This is a genomic window from Hymenobacter sp. BT188, from assembly GCF_014333585.1.
In the GTDB taxonomy this organism is placed as follows: Bacteria; Bacteroidota; Bacteroidia; order Cytophagales; family Hymenobacteraceae; genus Hymenobacter.
Genome location: NZ_JACSCW010000002.1, coordinates 816593 through 831646 on the forward strand (window position 1 = coordinate 816593; position 15054 = coordinate 831646).

A 15054-nucleotide genomic window follows, 5' to 3' on the forward strand; every position below is an offset into this window, starting at 1 on the left:
GTTTTTTATTAAAAGGGAAGTTCAGTGTCGGCTGGTCGACCTGAATTTCCCTTCTTTTTTGGGCAAAAAGTCAGTTATGATTGTTATATATCCAAACGTACTCGACAACCCTTGAGCATAATGATTCCTGCCTTCGTGCGCCGCTTTCGCTTTATTGGTATCCTGACAGTTGCTGCTGTTTACTTACTAATTCTAGTAGGTGGAGTGGTGAGAAGTACTGGTTCAGGAATGGGTTGCCCTGACTGGCCTAAGTGCTTTGGTACTTGGATACCACCAACTCATATAAGTCAACTCCCTTCTGATTACAAAGAAATTTATACAGCCCAACGAGTAGCCAAAAACAAACGGCTGGCTGCTACGCTGGAGCGTTTTGGATTTGCCCAAGTAGCCGGCGACATCTTCGCGCACCCAACGCAGTACATTGAAACAGACTTCAATGTCACCAAAACTTGGATCGAGTATCTGAACAGGTTATTAGGAGCTTTAATTGGAGTCTTTGTTTTCCTAACAGTGGTTTTTGCATTGCCCTATTGGCGACTCGACAAAACCGTCTTTTGGCTTGCCTTCGGAAGTTTTGTTCTGGTAGGGGTGCAAGGATGGTTGGGTTCATTAGTCGTCTCCACGAACTTACTGCCTATTATGGTGACTATCCATATGGGATTAGCACTTGTTATCGTAGCTATGCTATTATATGCTGTCGATCGTTCTCAGCAATCCGCTGAGCGTACAGAAACAATACAGTTCTCTCCTGCCTTAGCAGTTGGGCTATGGGTAGTTGTTTTGCTCACGTTCGGCCAAATTGTACTAGGTACACAGGTACGTGAAGAAGTAGACCTAGTGGCATCATCAATGAATTATAGCAATCGTTCAGAATGGGTTGAGCAACTGGGGGGCATTTTTAAGGTACATAGGACTTTCTCTTTGGTGTTATTGATTCTTAACATCTATGTCGCTTATCAATTGTACCAGCTACCATCCAAGCGGCTACACAAGTTAACTAGCGCAATGCTTGGCTTCTTGGGTTTGGAGATTCTAGCTGGTATTATCCTCGCTTATTTTGCGGTACCTGCCGCTGTGCAGCCTGTGCACCTTACGGTAGCTACTTTATTATTTGGGGGGCAATTCTTGTTGTTGGTAGCTTATCATAGAAGGGCGAAATCAGTAGTAAAGCCCACTTATCCGCATGTTGTTGCGTAACTTTGCGGCCCCGTTTGACAAAGTTCAGGCGGGCGTTTTGTACCCATCCTTGATGACGAAACTCAAAGCTTATTTTCAGCTACTCAAATTCCGGCTTTCAATCACTGTTGCCTTCTCAAGTGCTATCGGTTACCTTCTTGGGGTACACGAACTAGACTGGAGTCGGGCCTTGCTGGTAATGCTCGGTGGGTTAGCCGTAACAGGTTCGGCCAATACAATTAACCAGATCCATGAGCGGGATTTAGACAAGCTCATGAAGCGCACTGCTAAACGGCCTTTACCAACGGGAGTGCTCAGCATTCCAGAGGCTTGGGTATTCGCAGTAGTCTTAGGATTGGCAGGTTTAGGCCTATTGGCTTATTATTTTAACCCTTTGACTGCGGCCCTTTCTCTCCTGTCGCTCATTCTATACGGTTTCATTTATACGCCCCTAAAAACCATTTCACCAATCTGCGTTTTTGTGGGGGCCATTCCTGGTGGTATGCCACCACTTATAGGTTGGGTAGCCGCCACAGGGGTGTTAGGAGTAGAGGCCTGGGTGCTATTTGGGATCCAGTTTATGTGGCAGTTTCCGCACTTTTGGGCCATAGCTTGGGTTCTAGATGAGGACTACAAGCGTGCGGGATTTAAGATGCTGCCTACTCCGGGGGGCAAAGATTTGCGCACCGCTTTCCAGATAATGACCTACACGCTTCTGCTGATTCCACTGAGCCTATTGCCACTTCAGTTTGGGATGGCCGGCAAGGTATCAGCCATGATCGCGGTTGTGTGTGGAGTATTATTTCTCATGCAGACTTTTTACCTGATGCGCACCTGCTCCAAAAAAGCGGCGATGAACATCATGTTTGGGTCTTTTCTGTACCTGCCAATCGTTCAGATTGCGCTGGTATTCGACAAAATATAAAGCTTTTGCTGTATGCATCCTTCTGAAACGCTTACCGACAAAGAGACCGGCACTGGCTTGCATCCGTTGCGGCTACTTCTCATTCTGCTAATTATCAGTATTCTGATGATGTTTGCAGGCTTAACCAGCGGCTACATTGTCCGTCGAGACGAGGGTAACTGGCTGGAGTTCGATCTGCCTACCGGGTTACTGTTTAACACGATCATCATTGCCATTAGCTCTGCTACTATGCAATGGGCTTGGTTTTCTGCCCGCAAAGACAATCTACGACAGGTTAAAATCGGAATGCTTGTTACCCTGGCTTTAGGGATACTTTTTCTGATTGGGCAGTGGCAGGTGTGGAGCGAATTAGTGAGTAACAGGGTATACTTTGGCGGGGCTGATTCTAATCCGTCGGGCTCCTTTATGTATGTACTCACGGGGCTTCACGGATTTCACTTAATCACTGGACTTATTTTTCTCGTACTGGTAGTAGTTAAGAGTCTGCGCTATCAGGTGCATTCTCGCCAAATGCTAGCCATAACGAATGGAACTATCTACTGGCACTTCTTAGGAGCGCTTTGGTTGTACTTGTATTTGTTCCTACTTTTGAACCACTGATTTCGTCCTTACCCGCTTTATATGGCCACTACCTCCACGACACAGACTCTATCCTCGCCATCTACCCAAGAGCAGCCACGCACTGGCACCTGGGATGGGGGCAATGAGCCTTTTAAGGCTAGCTATGGCAAGCTGATGATGTGGTTCTTCCTGTTGTCGGATGCCTTTACGTTTGCTGCCTTTCTAACTACCTATGGCTTGATGCGTCATCGCCATTTGGCTTACACCGGCACCAACGAAGCTTTCGAGTTCTCAACAGCTTATTGGCCTATTCCGGATAAAGTTTTTAACGCTTTTCCTGGACTCCACGGCATAGATTTGCCTCTAGGATTCGTGGCTCTAATGACCATGATTCTCATTTTCAGCTCTGTTACAATGGTGTTAGCTGTAGAGGCTGGCCATCGTATGGATAAGAACGATGTTCAGAAGTGGTTGCTATGGACTATTTTGTTTGGTGCCACCTTTTTGAGTTGCCAAGCTTGGGAGTGGTCTCACTTTATTGCCGGAACTGATGAAGGTACCGTAATGGAAGATGGGACGCGTTTCTTCGGCGCTAACCTGCAAAGAAACCAGTACGGTCCAGTGCTTTTCGCTGATCTCTTCTTCTTCATCACCGGCTTCCATGGTACCCACGTATTCAGTGGTATTTGCTTACTAATCTGGTCGTTTATTGCTACTACTAATGGTACCTTCGAAAAAAGGGGCCATTATGAGATGGTAGAGAAGATCGGTTTGTACTGGCACTTTGTAGACTTAGTATGGGTGTTCGTGTTTACCTTCTTCTACCTCGTTTAATACCTTAGAAGCTAAAACCCTAATAAAAACGATCTGCATTTGATCGTTTGAGTTAAGATCTAAATTCAAAAGTTATGGCTCAACATAGCAACAATCAGCCGCCACAGCTAGGCGAAATTCCAAAGCCTAATACGGGCTGGATATGGAAGACATTTTGGGTACTTGTAGGTATTACAGCACTTGAGTTCGTGTTCGTGTTCCTTATGGATCCGGGCACTCTGCGTAATACAATCTTCATCATCCTCACAATTTTCAAGGCTTTCTTTATTGTGGCCGAATTCATGCACTTAAAGCATGAAACGAAAGGACTGATTTGGACTATTCTTATTCCAATGGGCCTCCTGATTTGGCTATTGGTAGCTTTAGTTAGTGAAGGCTCTTATGTGGGAGAGTCGATCCAAAACGCTCTTAATTAAGTAATGAGGCCCAAACAAACACTGTTTCTGGGCCTTATTCTTTTGGTGCCTGTACTGGCTTTTTTGTTTCTTAAATCATTCGGTACAAACCGTTTCGCGCTGCCAACTTACCTACCCAACAGTGTTGACTCAACACAGGTCGATGGTAAGTGGCAGCGCGATACTGTTTTTCACCAATTGCAGGATTACAGCTTTCTGTCTCAAACGGGAAGGATTATAGGCCAAAAGGATCTGAAAGACGGTCTTTATGTAACCAGTTTCTTTTACACAGCCTGTTCTCAGGATTGTGCACAGCGGAACAGCCAGCTTACGCGTGTACAGGAGAAATTTCGCCTTGAGCCAAGAGTTCGGTTGGTTTCTTATACCGTGAACCCAGCGCAGGATTCAGTAGCTGTGCTGGAGCGCTATGCCGAGCGATACGGAGCTATTGCCGGCAAATGGTTTTTTCTAACTGGTGACAAAAACCAACTCAACCGGTTATTAACGGAAGAGTATCGACTTCCTGCCCTTACGGGAGAGGCGCCTACAATACAGCATAGTCAACAGTTGTTCTTAGTAGATCGCAACCACCGGGTACGGGGCATTTATGACGGTACGAAAGCAAGAGAGATTGATCGCCTGATCACCGAAATTACCGTGTTGCTTTACACCTATGACCACAACGACGAACCCCGCACTTAAGCCGGGCGATTTTACCAAGTATAAAATCATCCTGGGTATTCTAGCGGCTGTTGTACCTCTGCTAGTTGCTGTCCTCCATTATTTCCCCCATACTTTCCGTATTCCGGGCGCAGAAGTAAAGTTTTTACCTGCCCTAAATGCCGTGCTTAACTCGCTAACGGCATTGTGCTTATTACTAGGGTTCTACTTTATTAGAAACAAACAAGTAGCTCGTCACCGAGCTATGATGGCTACTGCTTTCACGCTGGGGGGTATTTTTTTGCTCTCTTATGTGGTGTACCACTCTCAGGTAGATTCTACTCGGTTTGGGGGAGTCGGTGCTATACGATATGTGTACTTCTTTCTTCTGCTTACGCACATTGCTTTAGCAGTTGTAACAGTAGGGTTGGTGTTGTTCACACTCTATTTTGCTTTGACGGAGCAGTTCGTCAAACACCGCAAAATAGCTCGCTGGGCTTTTCCGGTCTGGCTGTATGTATCGGTCACGGGCGTTATCGTGTACTTCATGATATCGCCTTATTACACCTAGCAATAAAGAAACTTTGTCTTATTAAATATGTTGAAATAGTATGAAAAAGGCAGTTGTTACCGGTTTGTATACCTTCCTGTTGGGCTTATTACTTTGTATAGCTCCAATTTCGGCACAAGCTCAATGCTCAATGTGCAAAACGCAGGTTGAGTCGGCGCGGGGCGATAAAGATGAGTACGATGCTTCCGGCTTAAATAAAGGAATATTGATGCTTATGACGGTGCCCTATGTTCTGATGGGGGTCGTCGGATTTATTTGGTATCGGCATAGCCAGGCTAAAAAACAGGGCTAAGAAGCACTGATTATCTAGTGTTGATAAAGAGCATGGCTTTTAATAGAATAGGAAATGCCGCCGAATGGCGGCATTTTTGTTGAAACCCTATTCTCATTTCTGGTGGTGCCTTAGCATCCTGATTGCCTTTGAAGCTAGTCCGTTCCTCTCCGTTGGTCTTGCTGTTAGCTGCCACGCTTTGCTTCGTAGCGGCTTATCTGAGCAATCGATATGGCCAAGTGCCGGAGGTGTTATTGCGTGCCGAAACGACGCGTCTGCAAAACCTGGTAATTGAAGCTCAGCGCACCGCCGAACGCGAAGCCGACGAAGTGGCTGAGCGCTTGCAGGGCCAAGCACTCAATTTCAACTCCCTTATTGGTTTAACGACTTACCCTTGCTTCGTATTTGAGGGCGAGAAGCTATTGTATTGGTCGGACCATACTATCCGGCCGGAGGTAGCTAACGCAGGCCAAGACTTCCGCGAGAAGCTGGTAGATATGCGTTTTGGGCAATACCTGGTGTTGCGCCGCTCCGTTGGGCGGCACGTTATTCTGACGTATGTGCCCCTGGAAAAGCGGTATGGCATCAGCAACCGCTATCTGCGCGAGGGAGCTGAGCAAGCTCTGTTCCGGGGGGCAAATGTGCGTTTAGTAGTCAATAATAACCCCCGATTACCACGCCTGTTTTCTGAAGAAGGTGATTATCTCTTCTCGATAGAAAGCTCTGCTCCCGACCCTGTTACGGGTAAATACCTGCCCGTGGCGTTCCTGCTATTGGGTTTCGGGTTGTATCTGGCGGGTTGCCTTCGTTTGGCCATCGGGTTGTTCTCTACCGGTCGGGTATTTGCCGGCGTCGGTTCCGTCGTACTGTCGCTCATGGCGATGCGAGCGGCTCTGCTATTTTTAGGGCTTCCCTTCTCACTGGTGGAAGTGCCCTTGTTCGATCCGCGCTTGTATGCGGCTTCGTGGCTTTCCCCCTCACTGGGCGACTTGTTGATCAATGCCTTCCTGTTTGTGGCCCTGGCGTATTATGCCCTGTTATTGTTTCGGCGCTTTGGAATAGTGCGCCGGGTGCGGCAAATCCGTCGTTTTTACTTGCTTTTTATCATAGGTACTGCGGCAGTACTGAGCTTCTATGGCTTATTACAACTGCTGTTTAGTTTCTATTCCAATAGCTTCAATAACTCTCAGTTAGTTCTCGATGTGACCCAAAGTATCGATGTATCGGTATTCAAGGGGTTGTTGTGTCTGGCTATCATTCTGCATACCGGCAGCTATCTGGTTGGGTTTTACATGCTGTCGCAGTTGTTCATAGCAGCAGTTCGGCCAGCTACACGCAGTGCAGGCATTATCTTGTTAGGGCTCGCTACGCTTACAATACTGCCTTTGGGGCTTGCCTTTGGCCTGACCAACGGAATACTGTTTGGGCTCACCCTGCTCTTCTTCTTCATCGTACGGCTGACGGGTCTGCGCCAAGTAGCGTCGGTGGTGCCTTATCAGGTCTACCTGTTTATCTTCCTGATGCTGGGGGTGAGCTCGGTAGTAGGCGCTTTGGCTTTGTATGAGCATTTTGATCGTCAGCTGGTTATTAATAAACAGCGTATTGCTAGCAATCTTCTGGTCGATAATGACTTGCAGGGCGAGTACCTGTTAGCGGAGCGCTCCCGCCAGATGGCCGCCGACCCATTGATCCAGACCATGCTGGCGCGACCATTTGCCAACCAGGATGTGGTGCGTCAGAAGATCATTAAGTATTATCTCCGTGACTATTTCGATAAGTATGAAATTGTAGTCACGCTCTTCGACCCAGCGGGGCGCTCGTTGGATGGGAACGAGGAAACGCTGAATCTGCCTCAGTTGCGGCGGCGCCTTCTGCGCACGGCCTTGTCCACGGACCATCCCGACCTGTATCTGATTCACAACAGCAACTCCTTTAGCTCCCGGCGCTATGTGGCTTTTGTGCCGGTTGTTACTTCTGCGGGCGGTACGAGCACCGTTCTGCTGGAGCTTTCGCTGAAAAAACTGACAGCCTATAGCGTAGTACCTGAACTGTTGGTCGATCAGAAGTTTTTCCAGCCTGGCCTGGGCTCTGATTTAAGTTATGCCGGCTACGAAAACGGACGGCTAATTTATAAGGAAGGCGACTTTGATTACGTAAATCAGCTTACCTCAGCTCAACGGCAGGATCCGCGCCTGTTTAGCGTGGGGTTGTCTGTTGATGGCTTCCATCATCTGGCTGTTCGTGGTGCACAGCGTCGCATGGTAGTCGTAACGACGGCCACTTATGCCTTCAACGACTGGCTAGCTAATTTCTCCTTCCTCTTCTTGCTGCATACTTTCTTTAGCTTGTTGGTAATAGGAGGCTACATGCTGGCGCGCGGGCAATACTTTCAGGTTTTTCGTACCACGTTCAGCACCAAGATTCAGCTGTTTCTCAACTTCGGTATTCTCGTTCCGCTCCTCATTGTGAGTATCGCCACGGCTAGCCAGGTTACGTCGTCGTACCAGCGAGATTTGCGGCGTACGTATGAGCGCAGGGGCAAAACGGTACAGGAAAACCTGCTGAAAAATCGGGCGCTGCTGGCCGATTCCTCCGGCCGGGCCGCTCTGATTGATTTGGCGGAAAACGTGTCGGATCTGACCGAAACGGATCTTAACCTGTACGGCGCCGATGGCACCCTGCAAGTGAGCAGTCAGCCCTTGATTTTTGAGTCAGGGCTGTTGAGCACCTTAATGCACCCGCGTGCGGTAGCCGAATTGGCAGAGAAAGGGCAACCACAAGTGCTACTCACTGAAACGGCCGGTTCATTGTCCTTCAATACGCTGTATCTGCCACTGCGGGCAGTGGTGCGGCCCGGCCGCCCCGACGTGGTCGTTGGCTACGTCGGTATTCCATTCTTCGATTCCGAGAAAGAGCTTGATAATAAGCTCATTGAGTTGATTTCTACTATCCTGAACATCTTCACGGTGATGTTCATTATCTTTTTGGTGCTGGCTTTTGTCGCTTCCCGTATTCTGACGGCCCCGCTCAAAATCATCACGGAAAAGCTTAAGCAAACTACGCTTACGGGGCAAAACGAGATGCTGGCCTACGAATCGTCGGATGAGATTGGGCTGCTGGTGCGGGAATACAATGCCATGCTGCTGAAGCTGGAGGAAAGTAAGCAGGAGCTGGCAACTCAGGAAAAGGAAGCCGCGTGGCGCGAAATGGCCCGCCAAGTGGCCCACGAAATCAAGAACCCGTTGACGCCGATGAAGCTTTCCCTACAGTATTTGCAGAAAGCCATTGCGGAGCGCCGCCCGAATACGGAGGAACTGATAGGTAAAATATCCCAAACGCTCATCACCCAAATCGATGTGCTCAGCGACATCGCTACGTCGTTTTCTACCTTCACCAACCTGCCAGCCATGCGCCCCGAGCGCTTGGATGTAGTGCCTATTTTGCGGCGTTGCGTGAGTTTGCACAAAGGCGGAGTGGGCGAAGGCAGCATTCGATTGAAAGTGCCAGCTGACGCGAAGAACGGCCGGTATATTGTTTTTGCCGACGAAAACCTGTTGGTGCGTACCTTTAACAACTTGCTGATCAACGCGCTACAATCGGTGCCGGAGGGGCGCAAGCCGCAGATAAATGCCAGTCTGGAACTCCGTGGTACCGACCGCATCGTGATTTGCATAGCCGACAACGGGGCCGGTATTCCCGAGGAGGTGCAGGCGAAGGTGTTCGTGCCCAATTTCACCACCAAGACGTCCGGGTCGGGAATTGGCTTAGCTGTTGCCCGGCGAGGAATCGAAAGCGCTGGGGGGCAAATATGGTTTGAAACGGAGGAAAATGTGGGTACGCGGTTCTGTATTGAGCTGCCATTGGCACCGGAATAAAAATTGGTAGTGGCCCTCCACTTCTTTTGTCCGCGCGTTATCCCTGATTCTAGCATAGCGGCACGAATCTGGCGGCTTCGCACGTTGTGGGGCTGAAAAAAAGCCCCCCGCTTGTAACATACCTAGCATGAGTAGCAGCATTACGCAAAGTCTTCCGCGTTTCAGCCTGCTACTCACGTTTTTACTGTTGGCTCAGGTAGTAGCGGCTCAGCAAATTGGGCCGCCTACTACGCGGCGCTGCCATTGGGTGCGCCTGCTACCCAACCGCGACACCACCAACTTTTCGTTGCCCGATACCCTAACGATTGTTCCGGCGTCGGTAACGGCTAATGGGCGCTCCGTCGGCTACAACCCAAACACGGATCAGTACCGTATTATCCGGCCGTCCCGACGATTTCCGGCCCCCGACCCCGGCCAGCCGGATATTGTGTTTCAGCCTACTGGTCCCGATTCAGTGCTAGTTTGTTATCGGGTGCTGCCACTACGGCTGGCGGCGCCGGTAGCTCGGCGCCCGCGTACGCTTATTGATAGCGTCAATTTTGCCCCCCGGTCTTTCGGCTACAATGATTTTGCAGTGAAAGAGCAGATTCTGGCCACGCCGGGCATCAACAAAACGGGTAGTCTGGCGCGGGGCATTTCCTTCGGCAACACGCAGAACGTATTTGTGAACTCGGCTCTGAACCTACAGTTGGAGGGCAAGCTTACCGATCAGATCAACCTCACGGCTGCTATTTCCGACCAGAATGTGCCATTTCAGCCCGAAGGCAATACCCAGCAATTGCAGGAGTTTGACCGACTTTATATTACGCTCACGCATCCGCGCTGGAGCCTGACGGCCGGTGACGTGGTGTTGCGCAACCGCCCCGATTATTTTCTGCGCTTCTACAAAAACGTGCAAGGAGCCGCCATAGAAGCAAAATTAACGCAAGGCGTCGGCAAGCGTAGCGTGACCACCGCCGCGGCCGGCGTAGCCAAGGGAAAATTTGCTTCCATCGAATTGCCCCCTCTGGAAAATGTTCAGGGCCCGTACCGGCTGCGCGGCACAAATGGCGAGCAGTTTATCGTGGTTCTGGCTAATTCAGAGCGGGTGTACCTCGATGGTCGACTGATGACGCGAGGCTTCGATTTCGATTATATCATTGACTACAACCAAGCCGAAATTACGTTTTCGCCCCAGCACCTGATCACTCGTAATTCCCGCATTCGGGTCGATTTCGAGTATTCAGATTTCAACTATGCCCGCTCCCTGTTTGATCTGAGCCATTATCAGGAGTTGGGAAAGCTGAGTGTGCACCTGAATTATTACCGCGAGTCTGACAATCCAGACAACTCACCCAACCTGATTCTGAACGAAAGCGACCGTGAGCTGCTGCGCAATATCGGCGACAACGTGAGCCTGGCAACCACACCCGGCGCCGATTCAGTTGCCTACGACCGTCGCCAGGTGCAGTACCGCCGCGAAGTGCTGACGCGGCCCGGCGAAGAGCCCGTGCCCATATTTGTGTACAGCACCGACTCCACGCGCGGCGTGTATAATGTGCGCTTTACGAGCGTGACTCAGAATGAAGGAGATTATATTCTGAGCACCAGCGCGGAGAATATCAACGCCAATGGCCGCGTATTTCAATACGTAGGAGCGGGGAGGGGAAACTACCGGGCCGAGCGCCGCTTGCCCACGCCCCTGCAAAAGCAGCTCGTGACGGCCGGGGCCAGCTATCGTCTTGATTCGACCTCTACCGTGTTCATGGATCTGGCCTCCTCAGAGCTGGATTTGAATCGATTTTCGCCTCAGTCAGATCAAGGCCGCGCTTTTCGGGTGGGCTACGCAGTGCTTGATAAACCGGTGAATCTGCCCTTTATGAAGCAATACAAGCTACGTTCTACGCTGGACTATGAATATAGCAGTCGGCAGTTTGCCCCCATCGACCGCTACCGCGATATTGAGTTTGACCGCAACTGGAGCACTGCCAGCACGGTGCAGGGCAATGCCGCTTTCCGACCCGCCCGCGAGGATAATATTTTTAACTTCTCGGCTGGCTTAGTCAAAAATGAGAAGAACGCTTTTTCCTATCGTCTGAGTCGGCGCTACCGGGCCGGCGAGGTGAGTGGCGTGCAGCACTGGGTGGATGCGGCCCAACAAATTGGCGACGTGGAGCTGCGTGGGGGGCTTTTTGTATTGAACTCGCAGGCGGGGGCGCGCCAGTCCAACTGGGCAAGGGGCGAGGCCACGGCGCGTTTCGTGCGGGGGGAAATTGTGCCGGGCTACGCGTATCGTTTCGACAAAAACCGGGTGTCGTTGCCTGATGGCACTGCGCTCACGTCGGCTAACTATTTCGATGAGCACTCCGTGTTTGTGCAAAGCCGCGACAGCGCGACCACGCGCTTTCGCCTCGACTACACCTACCGCCGCGACCAAGCGCCACTTAATGACGAGCTGCGCACGCGCGGCCGGGCCCAAACCTGGCAAGGAATGTTTGCGAGTCGCTTGGGCAAAAACCAGGACTTATCCGTGCTGCTTACCTACCGCGACCTGGCCGCCCGCGACAGTGCTCGCCAACGCACTGTACTGGGTAAGCTCGACTGGAACGCTTCTTTCTTCAATAATCTGCTGCGCTCGGAGCTAAGCTACAGCGTGGCTACAGGCCGCGAGCTGCGACGTGACTACTCTTTCCTGCCCGTGCCCAACGGGCAGGGAACCCACTTTTACGCGGGCGATGCCAACGCCAACAATCGGCAGGACAAGGAGGAGTTTTTTGAGGCCCAAACGCCCGACGCGCAGTATCGCACGCATATCAAGGTGTTTTTGCCCACCGATGACTATATCATCGCCTTCACCAACCGCTTCAGCTACCGCCTCACCAGCAGTTTGCCCCGGCAATGGCGCGATCAGCCAGGCATTCGTGGTTTTGCTGCCCGGTTTACTAGCATCAGCACTGTATCACTGGACCGGCGCACTACCGAGCGTGACCTGAGCTCCCGTCTCAATCCATTTGCCTTTCAGACCGAAGATCAGTTTTTGCTTTCGCTCAATAAAATGCTGCGTAATACGCTGTATTTCAATCGTTCCAATCCCATTTTTGGGGCTGAGTTCACGGTGCAGCAAACCCAGCAAAAGGCGCTGCTCACCCAAGGCACTGACATTCGCAATCTGGCCAGCCAGTCGGTGTTGTTGCGGCGGACGCTGGCGCAGTCATTCACAGGCCGTCTTATCACCACCCGCAGTATTCGGGAAAACACTTCAAACTACCTCGAAGCCCGCAACTTTCGGGTGCTCCTATACGAAGTTGCTCCCGAGCTGAGCTACCAGCCAAGCCCGGCCCTGCGCTTTACCGGTACCTATATGCATTCCAACAAACGCAACACCTTTGCCGGGCCCGATGAGAATACCCGCGGCGTGTTCGACGAACTAGGAGTAGAAACCCGTCTGAGTCAGGTGAGTAAGCGCACCCTTACGGCGGCCACGCGGTACGTGCGCATCGATTTTGAAGGTAATCAAGCTTCGGTAGTAGCTCTGGAAATCCTGAATGCACTGCGCCCCGGCAACAACGTGACATGGAATTTGAACGTGGAGCAACGGCTGAGCAACGGTCTGAACGTGACGTTAGCCTATGATGGCCGTAAGCCCAATGGCCTGAGCGCCGTCCATACGGGTCGGATGCAGGTATCGGTGCTGTTTTAGTGGGGGTTATTTGCTCTCGATCAACTTTCGTACGCTTGCCACTACCGCCAGTTCTGCCTGTCCGGCCGGTGCTTTGGCAGCGTCGAGTTGCTTGAGCGCTGCGGCTTGCCAGGCAGTTGAAGGCGTTTCGCCTTTCTCCATTTGCCGTAGCCGCTCCAGCGCCAGCGCTGAAATACTGCTTAGCTGCGCTGACAACGGTGCGTATTCCTGCAAGCTAGGCTGAGCCAGTAGCATCGGGCGCACAAGGGCGTCATTCAATTGCCATTGGCGCAACGACGTCGCGACGGGTACGGCGGCCACCTTGGCTTCAGCATGGAGAGCAGAACCAGTCTGGGGGGCATTTTGGCGCAGCCGCAACAGATTATCGACTGCTATACCGAACTCGCGGGCCGCGTCCGACTCCGCGGGCGCGGCATCGACTAGCCGGTTTAAGGGCGTCTGGGTTGTGTATTTCATGCCCTGGAAATGGCGCTTGTATTCTTTCACCGGCTCCAGCACGCTGGCAAATGTGCGTAGCGGAGCCACCTCCCGACCCGCGGCCAGCTGAGTCAGGAGTTTCTCCGGCGCACGCTTATGCTGGAGGCCCAGCGTTTCGAGCAGAGTAGAAATGCCCCCCAGGCGCCGGTACATATCCGGTACATCCTTCACAGTAGCCGGCGACCAAAGCCGTTCAGCGATAGCGGCCGCGCGTGGCCAAATGCGACTGTCGACAATGACCGAATCGGTAAACTCGGCCCACATCGTAGCCTCACCGCCCAGGATGCGCTGCTTTTCAACGGCCGTAAGTGGCGCGTCGGCGGGCAGCGGATCGTTGAGGTAATGCGAAGCAGCACTGTAGTTTAGGTCGATGTAATAGCCATTTGATAAAATAGTGGCGTGACCAGCTTTTGCAGCTTCGTAAAGGCCCTTACGGCCGCGCCAGCTCTGAATAACGGCACTGGGGGGCAAACCTGGACCAAGAATCTCGTCCCAACCCACCATCTTCTTATTCCGCGCCGTTACCGATTCCAGAATGCGCCGATTAAAATAGGTTTGCAAAGCGTGTTTGTCGGGCTGCCCCTTTGCGGTCATAAAGCCTTTCTGCTTCATAAACTCCACGATGCGCGGATTGCGCTTCCACTGCCGACCGTCATTCTCATCGCCGCCAATATGAAAGTAGGGGTCCGGAAATAGCGCCGTCATTTCGCCAACTAAGGTGTCGAGCATCTGATAGGTCGTTTCCCGGCTTGGGTCCATGGCAATGTTGAGTACTCCCCAGCGTTGGGCCACGCCATAGGTTGAGTCGTTGCTGGCCAGCACGGGATATGCAGCTAGCCAGCTGGTAGCATGGCCGGGCATATCGAACTCCGGGATAACCCGAATGCCGCGGGCGGCAGCGTAGCGTATTACCTCTCGCACTTGCGCCTGGGTATAGTACTGCCCTTCGCTTCCTACTTCGTGAAGGCGGGGTAATGTTTTGCTCTCCACCCTAAAGCCTTGATCATCTGATAGATGCCAGTGCATCACGTTCAGCTTCACCGCCGCCATACCATCCAGGTTGCGCTTGATCACGGCTACCGGCATAAAGTGTCGAGCCGCATCAATGAGAAGGCCCCGCCAACCAAACCGGGGCTGATCGGTGATGTATACTTCAGCGAAATAGAAGTTCTTTTTGTCCTTGGTCAGCAGTTGCCGAAGCGTTTCCAGCCCCCGCAAGGCTCCTAAGCTCGTAGGCGCATCCAGTGCAATGCCCGCCGGAGTTACACACAGACTATAGCGCTCCTCGTCGCCAGCCTCCATACGACCTACCTTACCGTAACGAATGGTAAGATCGGCGGCGCCGGAAGTAGTAAACTCAGGAGTTAAGCGCTTTCCATCGGTTTGCTGAACTAGCCAGGTGCCAAGGCGCTGAGCAGCGGCTCGCACAGCAGAGTCAGAAGTGGCCGGAGCATTAAGCTGTATGCGCCAAGTATTTTTCAGCGCAAAACGGCTTGCTCCCCATTTTACCTGAGCTGGCACCGGCAATAAGTTGCGCGTTTCCGTCGCAGGCTGGGCGTAGCTGTTATGGCCGAGAAGCAGTAGGAAACAGGTAAACAGGAAAGGAATATAGGCGAAAGAACGGAGCATA

General features: G+C 51.7%; 11 protein-coding genes. 10 read left to right on the forward strand and 1 reads right to left on the reverse strand.

Annotated elements, in window-relative coordinates; translation table 11 throughout:
• The first annotated feature begins 120 nt into the window (after positions 1-120).
• The 10 genes from H8B13_RS07555 to H8B13_RS07600 all read left to right on the forward strand — a co-directional run bounded on the left by H8B13_RS07555 (position 121) and on the right by H8B13_RS07600 (position 12947).
• Positions 121-1197 carry a COX15/CtaA family protein gene (locus tag H8B13_RS07555; protein WP_222841359.1) on the forward strand — a complete coding sequence of 359 codons (1077 nt, stop codon included), beginning with the start codon at positions 121-123 and terminating at the stop codon, positions 1195-1197.
• Between the two features lie 52 nt (positions 1198-1249).
• Complete coding sequence (gene cyoE / locus H8B13_RS07560) at positions 1250-2101, forward strand: heme o synthase (protein ID WP_187310175.1); 852 nt, start codon at positions 1250-1252, stop codon at positions 2099-2101.
• 12 nt (positions 2102-2113) lie between these two features.
• Complete coding sequence (locus H8B13_RS07565; protein ID WP_187310176.1) at positions 2114-2701, forward strand: heme-copper oxidase subunit III; 588 nt, start codon at positions 2114-2116, stop codon at positions 2699-2701.
• A 21-nt stretch (positions 2702-2722) separates the two neighbouring features.
• Entirely contained in the window at positions 2723-3496 is a 774-nt protein-coding gene (locus H8B13_RS07570; RefSeq protein WP_187310177.1) for a cytochrome c oxidase subunit 3, read from the forward strand.
• 74 nt (positions 3497-3570) lie between these two features.
• Positions 3571-3912 carry a cytochrome C oxidase subunit IV family protein gene (locus H8B13_RS07575; RefSeq protein ID WP_187310178.1) on the forward strand — a complete coding sequence of 114 codons (342 nt, stop codon included), beginning with the start codon at positions 3571-3573 and terminating at the stop codon, positions 3910-3912.
• 45 nt (positions 3913-3957) lie between these two features.
• Complete coding sequence (locus tag H8B13_RS07580; protein ID WP_187310179.1) at positions 3958-4593, forward strand: SCO family protein; 636 nt, start codon at positions 3958-3960, stop codon at positions 4591-4593.
• Entirely contained in the window at positions 4565-5122 is a 558-nt protein-coding gene (locus tag H8B13_RS07585) for a DUF420 domain-containing protein (protein WP_187310180.1), read from the forward strand. The genes H8B13_RS07580 and H8B13_RS07585 overlap by 29 nt, the downstream gene beginning before the upstream one ends.
• Positions 5123-5162: 40 nt before the next feature.
• A complete protein-coding gene (locus tag H8B13_RS07590) occupies positions 5163-5414 on the forward strand; it encodes a hypothetical protein (protein WP_187310181.1) in 252 nt (83 codons plus the stop codon).
• A gap of 128 nt (positions 5415-5542) precedes the next feature.
• Positions 5543-9268, forward strand: coding sequence for a sensor histidine kinase (locus H8B13_RS07595; RefSeq protein WP_187310182.1), 3726 nt, complete (start codon positions 5543-5545; stop codon positions 9266-9268).
• Between the two features lie 127 nt (positions 9269-9395).
• Complete coding sequence (locus H8B13_RS07600) at positions 9396-12947, forward strand: hypothetical protein (protein ID WP_187310183.1); 3552 nt, start codon at positions 9396-9398, stop codon at positions 12945-12947.
• 6 nt (positions 12948-12953) lie between these two features.
• Here the strand turns inward: H8B13_RS07600 and H8B13_RS07605 are convergent, their stop codons facing one another.
• Positions 12954-15053: a beta-N-acetylhexosaminidase gene (locus H8B13_RS07605; protein ID WP_187310184.1), complete on the reverse strand. Its 2100-nt coding sequence runs from the start codon at positions 15051-15053 to the stop codon at positions 12954-12956.
• Position 15054 lies beyond the last annotated feature (1 nt).